16 protein-coding genes are annotated in these 12,829 nt (G+C 63.0%); 5 read left to right on the forward strand and 11 right to left on the reverse strand.

Translation table 11 applies throughout. The features are described 5' to 3' along the window. The first annotated feature begins 4 nt into the window (after positions 1 to 4). The 3 genes from VKT51_12035 to VKT51_12045 are packed head-to-tail and all read left to right on the forward strand — an operon-like array spanning position 5 to position 1,436. Positions 5 to 415: a cell division protein SepF gene (locus VKT51_12035; GenBank protein HLJ84893.1), complete on the forward strand. Its 411-nt coding sequence runs from the start codon at positions 5 to 7 to the stop codon at positions 413 to 415. A 16-nt stretch (positions 416 to 431) separates the two neighbouring features. After that, positions 432 to 905, forward strand: coding sequence for a DivIVA domain-containing protein (locus VKT51_12040; protein HLJ84894.1), 474 nt, complete (start codon positions 432 to 434; stop codon positions 903 to 905). Positions 906 to 944: 39 nt separating this feature from the next. Next, positions 945 to 1,436 carry a VOC family protein gene (locus tag VKT51_12045; protein HLJ84895.1) on the forward strand — a complete coding sequence of 164 codons (492 nt, stop codon included), beginning with the start codon at positions 945 to 947 and terminating at the stop codon, positions 1,434 to 1,436. A 37-nt stretch (positions 1,437 to 1,473) separates the two neighbouring features. Here VKT51_12045 and VKT51_12050 read toward each other — a convergent pair whose 3' ends face one another. The 11 genes from VKT51_12050 to whiA form a co-directional block, all read right to left on the reverse strand. Continuing rightward, positions 1,474 to 1,746, reverse strand: a complete 273-nt coding sequence (locus VKT51_12050; protein ID HLJ84896.1) for a hypothetical protein — start codon at positions 1,744 to 1,746, stop codon at positions 1,474 to 1,476. Between the two features lie 3 nt (positions 1,747 to 1,749). Beyond that, positions 1,750 to 2,559: a sigma-70 family RNA polymerase sigma factor gene (locus VKT51_12055; GenBank protein ID HLJ84897.1), complete on the reverse strand. Its 810-nt coding sequence runs from the start codon at positions 2,557 to 2,559 to the stop codon at positions 1,750 to 1,752. Further along, positions 2,556 to 2,831, reverse strand: coding sequence for a hypothetical protein (locus VKT51_12060; GenBank protein HLJ84898.1), 276 nt, complete (start codon positions 2,829 to 2,831; stop codon positions 2,556 to 2,558). The genes VKT51_12055 and VKT51_12060 overlap by 4 nt, the downstream gene beginning before the upstream one ends. Before the next feature lie 6 nt (positions 2,832 to 2,837). Next, complete coding sequence (locus tag VKT51_12065) at positions 2,838 to 3,314, reverse strand: flagellar basal body rod C-terminal domain-containing protein (GenBank protein HLJ84899.1); 477 nt, start codon at positions 3,312 to 3,314, stop codon at positions 2,838 to 2,840. Positions 3,315 to 3,326: 12 nt separating this feature from the next. Beyond that, on the reverse strand, positions 3,327 to 3,572 hold the full coding sequence (locus VKT51_12070) for a flagellar hook-basal body complex protein (protein HLJ84900.1): 246 nt from the start codon (positions 3,570 to 3,572) through the stop codon (positions 3,327 to 3,329). Beyond that, positions 3,569 to 4,237, reverse strand: coding sequence for a flagellar basal body rod C-terminal domain-containing protein (locus VKT51_12075; protein HLJ84901.1), 669 nt, complete (start codon positions 4,235 to 4,237; stop codon positions 3,569 to 3,571). Before VKT51_12075 ends, VKT51_12070 begins: the two co-directional genes overlap by 4 nt. Positions 4,238 to 4,456: 219 nt before the next feature. Beyond that, on the reverse strand, positions 4,457 to 5,986 hold the full coding sequence (gene gpmI / locus VKT51_12080) for a 2,3-bisphosphoglycerate-independent phosphoglycerate mutase (GenBank protein HLJ84902.1): 1,530 nt from the start codon (positions 5,984 to 5,986) through the stop codon (positions 4,457 to 4,459). Further along, positions 5,979 to 6,734: a triose-phosphate isomerase gene (gene tpiA / locus VKT51_12085; protein HLJ84903.1), complete on the reverse strand. Its 756-nt coding sequence runs from the start codon at positions 6,732 to 6,734 to the stop codon at positions 5,979 to 5,981. Before tpiA ends, gpmI begins: the two co-directional genes overlap by 8 nt. Continuing rightward, entirely contained in the window at positions 6,731 to 7,924 is a 1,194-nt protein-coding gene (locus VKT51_12090; GenBank protein ID HLJ84904.1) for a phosphoglycerate kinase, read from the reverse strand. The genes tpiA and VKT51_12090 overlap by 4 nt, the downstream gene beginning before the upstream one ends. A gap of 4 nt (positions 7,925 to 7,928) precedes the next feature. After that, a complete protein-coding gene (gene gap, locus VKT51_12095) occupies positions 7,929 to 8,942 on the reverse strand; it encodes a type I glyceraldehyde-3-phosphate dehydrogenase (GenBank protein ID HLJ84905.1) in 1,014 nt (337 codons plus the stop codon). A gap of 162 nt (positions 8,943 to 9,104) precedes the next feature. Then, positions 9,105 to 10,010, reverse strand: a complete 906-nt coding sequence (whiA, locus tag VKT51_12100) for a DNA-binding protein WhiA (GenBank protein HLJ84906.1) — start codon at positions 10,008 to 10,010, stop codon at positions 9,105 to 9,107. Positions 10,011 to 10,400: 390 nt separating this feature from the next. Here whiA and VKT51_12105 point away from each other — a divergent pair, with 390 nt between their 5' ends. Both VKT51_12105 and VKT51_12110 read left to right on the forward strand, forming a co-directional pair. Beyond that, positions 10,401 to 11,477: a hypothetical protein gene (locus VKT51_12105; protein ID HLJ84907.1), complete on the forward strand. Its 1,077-nt coding sequence runs from the start codon at positions 10,401 to 10,403 to the stop codon at positions 11,475 to 11,477. A 269-nt stretch (positions 11,478 to 11,746) separates the two neighbouring features. After that, positions 11,747 to 12,688 carry a hypothetical protein gene (locus VKT51_12110; GenBank protein HLJ84908.1) on the forward strand — a complete coding sequence of 314 codons (942 nt, stop codon included), beginning with the start codon at positions 11,747 to 11,749 and terminating at the stop codon, positions 12,686 to 12,688. Positions 12,689 to 12,829 lie beyond the last annotated feature (141 nt).

The raw sequence follows: 12,829 nt of genomic DNA on the forward strand, positions 1-12,829 counted from the left end.
AGGGATGCTGGCTGCAGGCGTTTGGACGAAATTCAAAAGCCATTTCGGGCTCGGCGAGGACGACGAATTCGAGGACGAGCTCCTCGACGAGGAAGGCCGCCCAGCCGTCGTCTCGCTGCGCGACGCGAAGACATCGCGGCGCACCGTCGTCTCGGTCTACCAACCGAGGCGATTCGATGACGTCTCGGAGCTCGCCGATTCGCTGCGCGCGCGCCATCATGTGGTGGTCAATCTCGTCGGAGCTGACCGGTCGCTGCAGCAGCGCGTCGTCGATTTCCTGAGCGGCGTCGTCTACACGATGGACGGCAAGATGCAGCGCCTCGCCGAAAGCATTTATCTGTTCGTGCCGAACAACGTGCACGTCAACGCCAAAGACACCGACTACGCTGCCTCAGGCACGTACGATGGCTACTAGGTTAGAGGATCGTCGCGTGAAGATCACGCCGCTCGACATCGAGCACCGCGAGTTCAAGAAAGCGCTGCAGGGCTACGCGCGCGAGGAAGTGGACCAGTTCCTCGACGAGATCGTCGCGTCGCTCGAAGTAGAGATCGAGGAACGCGGCAAGCTCGAGTCGGAACTGACGGATCTCCGGGAGCGCATCGCCCATTTCAAAGCCATCGAGGAAACGCTCCAGAGCACGCTCGTGCTTGCGCAGCGCACAGCCGACGAAGTCAAAGCTGCGGCGCACAAAGAGACCGACCTCATCAAAGACCGGGCGAAGATGGAAGTCGAAGGAGAGCTGCTCGGCGTTCGCCGCCAGATCGACGACGCCAAGTCGGAACTCGCGCGCATGCGCGATCAGATCGAGACCGTGAAGCACGATCTGCGATCGTTCCTCACGCGCCATCTCGCGCTCGTGGACGATCCCAAGATCCAGAAGAACTCGGCACCAGCCGCCTCGTAACCGCTCGTCGCCGTCCGGCGCGCCAGGAGCACATCCCAAATGCCAATCATCCGCATGAATCATGCCGTGTTATTCGTCCGCGACGCCAAGAAGACGGCGGCATTCTATCGAGACGTCCTCGGTTTTCGCGATGCGTTCGGCATGGAAGACGCGCTCTTCATGCAGGCGCCCGGGTCGGCGAACGACCACGATATCGCGTTCTTCTCCGTCGGCGAGACGGCTGCGCAGTCTGCCGCCGGACGAGAGACGGTCGGTCTATATCATATCGCGTGGGAGGTTGAGAGCCTGCGCGATCTTCGCGGCTACCGTGAGAAGCTCGAGGCGGCGGGCAAGTTGACCGGCGCGACGGATCACGGCTCGACCAAGAGTCTGTACGGGATGGATCCCGACGGACTTGAGTTTGAGATCATGTGGCCGGTGCCGGAACGCCTGCTGAATGATGGCGAACGCGACGCTCGCGCGACCATCAGGCGATTGGATCTCGACAAAGAGATCGCGCGATTCGGGCTGGATACGAAAGCCACGGCCTAACCGGCCGCGGATCAGCCTCGCTCGGGATGCGGAACAGTCAGCGATAGATCCCGTTCTCGAATACGAGCGTGCGCCCGTTTGCGAACGTGACGATGCGCCTGACTTGTTCCCAGCCGCTCATCACATACGCGCGGACCGCCAACCCAGCGCGAAGCAGAGATAGCGCTCGCGCACTCAGTGCGATCGCGTCGGTTCGAGCCGCGACAAACTCGGGTGATCCGCCTTGCGCTGCTTGATCGACGCCGTCGACGACTCGCGCGCTCGGATTGCGGACGGGAGCCAGAGCGGGTGAAGATCGCGGCCCGCCCATTGGTCAGTCGGCATGCTGTGCGAGTGCCGAGCGCAGACCCGTGAGCGTTCTGCTATGGATCTGCGAGACCCGCTGCTTGCTGATGCCGAGGCGTCCACCGATCTCGCGAAACGTCGACAAGCCGGCATATGCCGCGCCGATGATGACCTGTTCGCGCGGGGATAACGCTTTGACCGCAGCGCCCACGGCGCGTTCGATATCGCGGCGCGCGGCGACATCGGCGGGATCGTCGGTGGCTGCGGCAACACGCTCGCCGACCGTGGTGCCGCATTGCGAACCCGGCATAGCCGCGTCGAGCGACACCGGCGTGGCTCGGAGCAATGCGAGTTGCACGGCGCCGAGCTTTTCGGCATTGAGGCCGGCGCCCGCGGCTGCCGCATGGTCGTCCGGCGCCGCGCCTTTCGTCTGTGCAAGGTTCCATCGCGCGGCGTCGAGCATGCGTGCATCGCGCCGCGTTCGCTCGGGGATGGCGTCCATGCGCCGCAGGCCATTGAACATCGCGCCGCGGATGATGCGGCTTGCCCAGGCGTCGAACGACACACCGTAAGCCGGATCGAACGAGTCAAGCGCACGCAGCAATCCGACGCAGCCGTCGCCGATCAGATCGTCGCTGACGAAGTACGAGGGGAGCCGCCGTAAGACGCCGGACGCGATCCGGCGCACCATAGGGAGCGCGGCTTCGCACGCAAGCGAGCGATCGCTTTGGTTTCGTGATGCCGCGTATGCGCGAGCGTGTTCTTCGAGCGCCGCATCGGAGGCGATCGCGGCGGACGTGGGATAGGATTGCACTTGTCGTGGGCGCGTGGAATTCATGAATGCGCTCTTTCCAACTGCGTCGCGAGTGATGTGCTGAAGCCGGAAGGATCGGCATTGGCGATCGCTTGCGCCATGGCGTCCGCATACAGCGATTGCAGAATATCGGCGTTCGTGTCGTCTGAGGCGAAGATGGCAGCGGCCTTGTCAGCGTCGTCGCCATTCGAGTCGCTTTCGATCTGAAGACGGCGGCCAAAGCCGGCTTCGAGAAGCGACTGTTTCAGAAGCGAGGCTTCGAATTGGCGGCACGCCTGCACGAGCCGATCCGTCATGTGATTCTAGCCGCGCTCGAGATTGTTCGCGAGGCGCAAAAGCTCATCAGCGGCCTGCACCGTCTTCGCGCTTGCTTCATATGCGCGCTGAGCAGCGAGCACCGCCATCATCGCGCCGATCACGTTGATGTTGGCGCGCTCAAGGCAGCGCTGCTTTACGGATCCGAAGCCGCCCGTGCTGGGCGTTCCCCGAAAGCATTTGCCGGACGCTTGCGTGGGATAGAACAGGCCGTCCGCGTCGAAGCGAAGTTTGGTGTTGTCCGCGAACGCGCACAGGCGGATGTGCCCGGCGATGACGTCGGCAGACTTTCCGGCGACCCGGCAGCGGACAAGGCCGTCTGCCGCGATCTTGATCTGTGTGGTGCCGCGCGGCAGTTTCACGTCCGCAAGCCCGGCGCCGTTCGGCAATCGCAGCCGTCCGTCCGCATCGGGCGTGAGGTTCCCCGCGCGGGTGAACGCGGCGCGACCCGCGGTGGTGTGCACCTCAAACAGACCTTAACCATCGATCGCGAGGTCGTCGGCGTTGTTCGTGGATTCGAGCTTGCCTTGCGAGAAGAGCTTTCGTTGGCCGTCGTCAACCGAGCCGACCACCGAACCGCCCGGGGTGACGAGTGCGGCGAACTCGGGGCGATCGCTGCGATAGCCCGGCGTATCAGCGTTGGCGAGGTTGACCGAGATCGCGTCGATGATAGCCTGTTGCGCGGCCATGCCGGCAGCGCCGGCGACAAGCGCGCGATTCACGCGTGCACCGCCGGCACATCTGTGACCGCGCGGCGCAAAGTCTCATCTGCGCGCTGGGCGGTCTTTTGATCCGCCTCAAAAGCGCGCTGCGCCGATACGAGCGCCGTCATCTCCAAGAGCGGATTGACGCCGGAATCTTCGAGAAAACCGCTTCTGATCTGCGCCGCCGAGCGGCGGATGGCAGCGCTGCTGGACGCTGAGAAGTAACCCGAGGCATCGCGTGTGGCGCTCTGCCCGAGGTCGACCACGCGCAGCCGATCGATCACCCGCCCGCTGGCCACGATGCGGCCATCCGTATCGACAGAAGCGCCGCGCGGAAACCGGACGGCGCCAAGCGAGCCGAGCAACGCATGGCCGCCAATGTCGCGCAACGTGTCGCCGCTGGCCGAAAGCCGGCCATCTCGCGTATAGCGAACGCCTTCGGGCGCGGCGACCGCGAAATAGCCCGGACCCGTCAGTGCAAGATCCGTGGCCACTCCGGTGGGGCGCAACGAACCTTGTGTGTTCCGCGCGGCCGTGAGGCGAGCGGAGAATTCACCGCTCGTGTCCAGTGCGCCGAACCCGGGCGTGTTCGAGTTGGCGAGGTTGGCCGCGATGGCATCGAGACGCGCTTGCTGGAACCGCATTCCAGCGGCTGCGCACGCTAGGCTATCGGGTGCTTCCATCGCTCGTCCTCCGGCATTGCACTGGCGCGATTGGTGCGAGGACGATACGTCGGGAAAGTGTCTGCGTTACCGCGGATATGCGGCCAATTTATGAACACGGATGCCGAAAGGCGAAACGCGTGCGGCGTGGCGTTCGTCGAGAGCGAGATGATTGCGAGTTGGGCCGACGAGCGTCGGCCCCTTCAGGATTTGGGCCCCTTCAGGATCGCGTCGGCGCCTTCAGTCAGCGAGAAGCGAGTGGCACGTCATCACCGCAGGCTGTGGAAGATCCATGAGCGCGCAGATGGTCGGCGCGACGTCGCATAGCCGCCCGCCATCGCGCAACTTGGCCACACCTGGTGCGCCGGTTACGACCAGCGGCACGACGTTGGTCGTATGGGCCGTGAGTTCGGTGCCGGTCGCAAGATCGATCTTCGCTTCCGCGTTGCCGTGATCGGCAGTCACGATGAGAATGTCGCCGGCTTCGCGCACGGCAGTCACCAGCTTGCCCAGGCACTCGTCCACGACGTCGAGCGCCTCGATGATCGGCTTCCATTTGCCGGTGTGCCCGACCATATCCGGATTCGCGTAATTCATGACGATGAGCGCATAGTCGCGCGAGCGGATGGCCGCCACGGCTTTATCCGTGATCTCTCTCGCGCGCATCGCCGGCAGATGATCGTATGTGCCGACTTCCCGCGCTGAAGGCACGAGCTCGCGATCCTCTCCTGGGAACTGCTCCTCGCGACCGCCGCTAAAGAAATACGTGACGTGCGCATATTTCTCGGTCTCTGCGAGACGCAATTGGCGCAGCCCGGCAGCTGAGACCACTTCACCGAGCGTCTGCTGCTCGAAGATCTTCCCGAACATCACCGGATTCGTGAAGGACGCATCGTATAATGTCATGATCGCGAACATAAAATCGTTGAAATGCTTGACCGGGAATTCGGTAAACTCCGGATCCGAGAATGCCCGCGTCAACTGACGCGCGCGGTCGGGCCGGAAGTTGAAGAAGAAACATGCATCGCCGTCTTTCACGATAGGCGCGGCAACGCCGGCGCAAATCGTCGGCTGCACGAATTCATCGTCTTCGCCGCGCGCGTACGCCGCCTCCAAACCGGCCGAGGCGGACGGGGCGGTCAGAGCGGCTCCGTCTGCAAGCGCATCATACGCACGCTGCGTCCGCTCCCATCGCTTGTCTCGATCCATCGCGAAGAAGCGGCCGCAGATCATTGAGATCGAAGCATTGCCGTTCGCCGCGCACGCCGACTCGAGCTCGCGCAGATATTCTCCCGCGCTGCGCGGCGGCGTATCTCGCCCATCGAGAAACGCAGCGATCTTGACGGGAACGCCGGCAGCCTTCGCCGCGTCCATCGTCGCATACAGGTGCCGCATCGAAGAGTGAACGCCGCCCGGCGAAACGAGGCCCAGCAGATGCAGCGTGCCGCCCGTCCGCTTGACATGCGCGAAGCAACCTTGCAGGACGGGATTCGACGCGAAGGTGCCGCGAGCGATCGCATCGTCGATGCGCGTCACGCTCTGGAGCACGACGCGGCCCGCGCCGAGATTCAAGTGGCCGACTTCGCTGTTGCCCTGTTGATCGTGCGGCAAACCCACTGCTTCTTCGGCGGCGCCGAGCTCCGTATGCGGGTTATTCGCGAAGAGCGCGCGCCAGTTCGGCATGTCGGCGGCGGCGATCGCATTGCCGCGCACTTCGGTCGAACACCCGAAGCCGTCGAGGATACAGAGGACGACCCGATTTCTAGGCATCGCCGAGGCCGCTCTTGACAAGCGCAAGGAATGCCGCCGGATGAAGGCTAGCCGAACCGACCAGACCGCCGTCGATATCGGGCTGCTCGCACAAAGCCATTGCATTCTCGGCTTTCATCGACCCGCCGTACACAATGCGTGCGTCATCGAGGCCGCCGGCGGTCTGCCGGATCAGCGCGATCGTGCGATTGGCGTTTTCGGGCGTGTCGGCAAGGCCGGTTCCGATCGCCCAGATCGGTTCGTACGCGATGACGATCGCAGCGCGTTCCTCATCGCTGAGATGACCGACGCCATCCGATACTTGCTGCATGACCCGCTGCAGTGTGGCGCCCGCTTTATGCTCCTCCAACGTCTCACCGACGCAGACGATCGGCGTCACGCCCTCGGCGATCAGCGCGCGTACTTTCTTCGCGACCATCGCATCGGTTTCGCCAAAATGTTGCCGGCGTTCGGAATGCCCGACGATGCAATAGCGGCAGCCGATCGTCGCGATCATCGAAGCGCTGACCTCGCCGGTAAAGGCGCCTTCGGGCGCCCAATAGCAGTCTTGTGCGCCGGCACCGATCGGCCAATCGCCGAGTGATTCGACGAGCGCCGCAAGATCGGTGAACGGGGCGCACAAAACGATGTCGACACGATCCGTCAGCAAGGCGGCTTCGGGCGCAAACGCTTCGACGTACTCGCGCGTCTGCAGCGGCGACTTATACATCTTCCAGTTGGCGGCGTAGAGCGGCCGACGTGCGCTCAAGCGGGCGGCGCCTGACGCAATGCAGCTACACCCGGCAGTTCCTTGCCCTCGAGGTACTCGAGCGTAGCGCCGCCGCCGGTTGAGATGTGCGACATCTTCGCCGCGAAGCCGAGCTTATGCGCCGCGGCAGCGGAGTCGCCGCCGCCGACGACGGACATCGCGCCGGAATCTACGATCGCCTGGCCGACCGCTTCGGTACCGGCCGCGAACGCGTCGTTTTCGAACACGCCCATGGGTCCGTTCCAGAGCACCGTCTTTGCGTGCAAGATCGTGCCGCGGAAGTGCTCGGCCGTGCCAGGACCGATGTCGAGGATCATCTCGTCGGGCGCGACGTGTTTGACGTCGACAAAACGCGTGTCGACGCCCGCTTTGAGCTCTTTTGCGACGACTGCGTCAGTCGGCAAATGCAAGTGCGCGCGCACGTGCCCGTCGTGGATCTTTGAGAAGACATGGCGCGCCGGTTCGAGGTCGGGATCGCGCAGCGATTTGCCGACGTCGATGCCCTCAGCCGCAAGCAGCGTGTTGGCCATGCCGCCGCCGACGACGATCTGGTCGCAGAGCTCGAGCAGTCGCTCGATCACGCCGATCTTATCCGACACTTTCGCGCCGCCGAGAACCGCCACAAACGGACGGTGCGGATCCGAGAGGATCGAATCGAGGACTTCGAGCTCCTGCGCCATCAGCGGTCCCATGTAAGCGGGCAGGTATGCGGCGATGCCTGTCGTCGAAGCGTGCGCGCGATGCGCCGTTCCGAATGCGTCGTTCACATAGAGGTCGCCGAGCTGCGCGAGCGCGCGCGCAAAGCCAGGATCGTTTTCTTCTTCTTCCTTATGAAAGCGGACGTTTTCGAGCAACAGCACATCGCCGTCGTGGAGCGCGTCTACCGCGGCTTGCGCTTGCGGACCGATGCAATCCGGCGCGGTCAGGACGGGACGGCCAAGGATCTCCGCTAGCCGCGTTGCGACCGGCGCGAGCCGGAGCGACTCGACGACGACGCCGTCCGGCCTGCCCAGATGGGAGAGCACGATGACCTTTGCCCCGCGATCGCTCAAGGCGCGCAGCGTCGGAGCGGCAGCCACGATGCGCGTATCGTCCGTGATGCGGCCGTCTTCGAGCGGCACGTTGAGGTCTTCACGCACGAGGACGCGCTTGCCGCTCACGTCCGCGTCGGCTAGAAAACGCGCCGGCACGGCGCTACGCAGATTTCTTCAAGACATAGGCCGTGAGGTCGGCGATTCGCGACGAGTAACCCCACTCGTTATCGTACCACGCGACGACCTTCACGAGATTGCCGCCGACCACCATCGTGCAGAGCGAATCCACAACCGATGAGCGAGAGTCGCCGCGGAAATCCATGGAGACGAGCGGCTCGTCCGTGACGCCGAGGATGCCCTTCATACGCTCCGACTCAGACCACTTGCGCATCAGCGCGTTGACCTCGTCCTTCGTGGACGTCTTCTCCGTTTCCACGACAAGATCCACGACGGAGACTGTGGGCGTCGGAACGCGCAGCGAGAATCCGTCGAGCTTGCCCTTCATCTCCGGGATGACGAGATAGATGGCTTTTGCAGCCCCGGTCGTGGTCGGGATGATGTTGAGCGCGGCAGCGCGCGCACGGCGCAGATCCTCATGCGGAAAATCGAGAAGGCGCTGATCGTTCGTGTACGAGTGCACGGTCGTCATCGTGCCTTTGACGATTCCCAGTTCATCCAACAGCACTTTCGTGGGCGGGGCCAGACAGTTGGTGGTGCACGACGCGTTTGAGATGATGAAATGTTTTGCCGGATCGAACTTCTCTTCGTTGACGCCGAGCACGATCGTGATGTCTTCGTTCTTCGCCGGCGCTGAGATTATGACGCGCTTCGCTCCCGCATCGATATGCGCCCGCGCTTTGGCGGCATCGGTGAAAAAGCCGGTCGATTCGATCACGAGATCGACGTTCAATTCGCGCCACGGAAGCTTTGCCGGATCGCGTTCTTGCACGAGGCGGATGGTCTTGCCGTTGATCGTGAACGAATCGCTCGTATGCGTCACGGTTCCCGGAAATCGTCCGTACGTGGAATCATACTTGAATAGGTGCGTTGCGGTAGCGGCGTCGCCGAGATCGTTGACGGCCACGACGTCGATATCCGGATGACGTTCCATCAAAGCGCGGAAGCCCTGACGGCCGATTCGACCGAACCCGTTTATGGCGATGCGGAATGCCACGCTCGACTCCTCAAAGACTGGCCGAAATCGGCCGGATGTATCGAGAGTTTTAGCCCTCTTGACGTGGCCGAACCTGCACGGTTAAATGCGCCGGGGAATCGTCCATCGACGTTTGTCGAACGAACGGACCGACATCGTGGGAGGGCAAGCATCGATTGCCCTTCAACGGCGGTGCCGCGAGCGGGCGAGACGCTCGATCTCACGCAGTCGATAGGCCATCGAGGATTTTGTCACCATGGGCCGTGCGCGGCGCCCAAGTTCACTCAAAGTCAGATCCGGGTTTGCGTGGCGCAATCGCGCGGCCTCGCGAAGAGGCGCGGAAAGAATGTGGGAGCGAGCTGGGTGCAGCAGCGACGTCGCCGCTTCGAGTTGACGCGCCGAAGCCGTGCCTGCGCGCGCGGCATTCGCAGCCTCGCCGTTCACCGTTCGCCGGATATTGTTCTTCGTCTCGCGCCGAGCGCGTATGTCGTCGAGCCGGAGAACCGCCTGCGTGGCGCCCATTTGCGCGAGAAGATCTGCTACCGCTTGGCCGTCCTTCACATATGCGAAAGGCATTTTTCTGCGCCGAGAGATTCCGGCGTCGACCTTGAGCGCGGCCAGGCCTGCCGCAACTGCGCGCGCCGCCCCATCGTCACGCGTATTGAATTCAAGGTGGTAGCCGCGCGCGGGATCGGCGACAGATCCGCACGCGAGAAATGCGCCGCGAATCCAGGCGCCGCGGCAGCACGCTCGCGCCGGTATCGACGGCTTGCTCACTTCCGGCAAGTCAAGCGTGACTAAGACGGAGAGCGAATCGCGCGCGCGTTTGGCGTCCAGATCGTGCGCGTGCGCCGCGATGTGCGCCTTTGCCGATGCCTTAAGCACGGCGCGCGCGATCGAAACGCGCGCCGTTCGAACGGTCACGCCGCCGTTCTCGATCGAACGCGAACCGCGCCGCCCCAACGCCGCGAAAGCCGCGAGAAACGCGCGCGGACAGCAATCGCGCCTGAATGATGCGCGGGCGATCTCATCCTTTGCGTCGGCCGAAAAAACTGCTATGCGCGATTTCCGTTCGCGGGCTGAAGCCATTGCGTCGCGATTTGGCGTTCCCGATCGGCGGCTCCCGCGGCGACCGACTCGTCGCTGCTCTCTTCGAACGGCTTCGACCGGCCACTTCGCTTGAGTCAAAGGTACATGGGACCTTTGCGTTCGCGCAAGCGAGTTGGGAAAAAAGCTCTAATCATCACGCAGTGCCGTTTTTGGCACAGGATATGACGTATGACGACGCGCAGGCTGGCGGAAGCTTTCCCATCCCCGCGGGGAAGGGCGGGCTTCCGTCCATCGCTTCAAAGGCGCCAAAGTATCGAGGAAAAGCTGCTCGATGCTTCGACATCTGCGAACGGTGGCGATAACCTGCATACGCTTGCGCCCGGGTGGGCGCATCTCAATCACCAGAAACGTTTCGAGGAGATAAACTGAATGCGTATTCCTACCCCGCTCTATGCGTTCGGCGCAGCTGCGGCAATCGCGGCGCTGGCCGGCTGCTCGGGCGGCGCCTCTGCGGTCAACCCGATGCAGGGCAGCCAGCCGAATCAGTCTGGTCAACACGTCAGCCCGATGTCGATGTCGCATGTTCCTTCACTGATGAACCCGGCTAAGATGATGCTCGTTCATCCTTCCGGAGTGCAACCAAAGGGTTGGATGTCGAAAGACGTCACCTCCGGCCTGTCGCTTCTGTACGTCTCGCAGTTCTACACGAATGACATCCAGGTCTATCGGCAAACCGGCACAGGCCAGAGCCCGGTCGGCACGATCGTCAACGGCGTGATCAACCCGCAGGGCATGACGGTCACCGCGAACGGCGACCTCTATGTCGCAAACACCGGCGCGAACAACATCCTCGTCTTTAAGAAGGGCCACCTGAACCCGTACCGCACGCTTGCCGATCCGGGCCAGTATCCCGTCGACGTCGCGGTCGATAATGACGGCACGGTCTATGCGTCGAACATCTTCGACACAAGCGCCATCGCCGGCTCGGTGACCGTGTACGCGCCTGGCGCAAACACCCCGACGCACCATTACAAAGTGCCGAACAACCTGAAAGTGCTGTTCGACGCCCTCGATGACAGCAGCACGCTGTATGTCAACTACATCGACCTGAACACCGGTCTCGGCGCGATGGTCAAATTCTATCCGGGCGGCAACAGCGCATATCCGACAGCCGTCACGACAGGGTTCCCCGGCGGCCTGCAGTTCGACAACACGCAGGATCTGCTCGGACTCGACCAAACTGGCCCGACCTTCGGCGGCGGGTTCGCATCGATCTACGAGCTGCCGTCAGGCACGCCGTCGTTCGAGTTCGCAACCGACAATGGCGATCCGCTCGGCGTTGCGCTCGTGCGCAACGAGCGGCACGTCTACGTGTCAGATGCGGTCTTCGGCGTCGTCCACGAATACACGTATCCGGGCGGCGTTGAGACCAACACGATCTCGAGCGGTCTCGGCTCATCGAGCCCGCCGTTCGGCGTCGCAGCCGATGCAGGTGCGCCTCTCTAAGAGACGCCCGTCATCGATCTGGGAACGGACTGGGCCGGCGATGAGTCGCCGGCCTAGTTTTTTTGAAGGGGCCGACGCGAGTCGGCCCCCAGACGCGCGACGAATCTTCTAGATATGCGATGGTTGTGCGGATCATCACATCATCTCGTATCGCATATGCATTCTCTTAGTCCCAAGGTCTCGTATTAGGAGACCGCTAAGGGCGGCGTACGGCTCGCGCTTTATCTCGAGCCATTCAACCCATATCGTGGAGGAGGATACTTCGTAGCATGCACCAGTCTTTGAAATTGGCGGCAGTCGGTCTGACCCTCGCGGCGCTGACGGCTTGCAACGGCGCGGGCAGCTCGCTTCCGGGACCGCAGAGCCCCGTCAATCCGCAATCGATCGTCCAACGCGACAGCTCGCTCGCAGCGGCGGGCATCGACCTGACGCGCGTGCACATCATGCGCACCGTGAACTCCGCCAGACCGTTTGCCAATCCGAACAACCTACAATACTTAGGCGGTCCGGTTGAGCAACACCCGGGCATCTACGTTATCTTCTGGGGATTCCAGAAGGCTAGCGCCGATCCGTCGCACGAGAAGGCGTACTTGACCGCGTTCTTAAAGGGCATCGGCCATAGCCCGTGGCTGGCCACCGATACCCAGTACTACGCAATCGTCAGCAGCGTCAAGAAGCATATCACCAACCCGACTGGTCAGCTCAAAGGCACGTGGGTCGATGCGTCGGCCGTTCCGACGTCGCCGACCGACGCGCAGATCCAGGCAGAAGCAGCGAAGGGTGAAGCGCATTTCGGCTACAACGTCGACGGCAACTACATCGTCGCGACGCCGCACCTCCACAACTCGAGCGGATTCGGCACCTCATTCTGCGCCTACCACAGCCCCACGAGCTCGGGCGGCGGTGAGATCTCGTACACGAACCTGCCATACATGACGGACGCCGGGGGAAACTGCGGCGAGAACAGCGTCAACCCCGGTGCGTCTGGTCTCCTCGATGGCGTGAGCATCGTCGCGGGTCACGAAGAAGCCGAGAGCCAGACGGACCCCGAAGTCAATCTCCAAACGGCATGGGCCAACAACCAAGGGGAGGAGATCGGTGACCTTTGCGCTTGGCAGAGTCTCGCCGACATCACCCTGGGCACCGCAAAGTACGCGGTCCAGCCGCTGTGGAGCAACAAGATCGGCGGCTGCGCGCTGCACACGCCGTAAAGAACGCCTGAAGGGGCCGACGTCAGTCGGCCCCCGTGACGTTCGCTGGGCCGACTAGCGTCGGCCCCTTCAAAAAAATGAGGGCCGACTAGCGTCGGCCCCTTCAAATCGTCGGCCCCTTCAAATCGTCGGCCCCTTCAA

The organism is Candidatus Eremiobacteraceae bacterium (assembly GCA_035295225.1).
Lineage (GTDB): Bacteria > Vulcanimicrobiota > Vulcanimicrobiia > Eremiobacterales > Eremiobacteraceae > JABCYQ01.

Bases quoted from the DNA above. Each gene is read 5' to 3' on its own strand.
- VKT51_12060 (HLJ84898.1), bottom strand. From the start codon at position 2,831: ATGACGGATCGGCTCGTGCAGGCGTGCCGCCAATTCGAAGCCTCGCTT.
- VKT51_12075 (HLJ84901.1), bottom strand. From the start codon at position 4,237: ATGGAAGCACCCGATAGCCTAGCGTGCGCAGCCGCTGGAATGCGGTTC.
- VKT51_12035 (HLJ84893.1), top strand. From the start codon at position 5: ATGCTGGCTGCAGGCGTTTGGACGAAATTCAAAAGCCATTTCGGGCTC.
- VKT51_12050 (HLJ84896.1), bottom strand. From the start codon at position 1,746: ATGGGCGGGCCGCGATCTTCACCCGCTCTGGCTCCCGTCCGCAATCCG.
- VKT51_12105 (HLJ84907.1), top strand. From the start codon at position 10,401: ATGCGTATTCCTACCCCGCTCTATGCGTTCGGCGCAGCTGCGGCAATC.
- VKT51_12055 (HLJ84897.1), bottom strand. From the start codon at position 2,559: ATGAATTCCACGCGCCCACGACAAGTGCAATCCTATCCCACGTCCGCC.
- gpmI (HLJ84902.1), bottom strand. From the start codon at position 5,986: ATGCCTAGAAATCGGGTCGTCCTCTGTATCCTCGACGGCTTCGGGTGT.
- VKT51_12110 (HLJ84908.1), top strand. From the start codon at position 11,747: ATGCACCAGTCTTTGAAATTGGCGGCAGTCGGTCTGACCCTCGCGGCG.
- whiA (HLJ84906.1), bottom strand. From the start codon at position 10,010: ATGGCTTCAGCCCGCGAACGGAAATCGCGCATAGCAGTTTTTTCGGCC.
- VKT51_12045 (HLJ84895.1), top strand. From the start codon at position 945: ATGCCAATCATCCGCATGAATCATGCCGTGTTATTCGTCCGCGACGCC.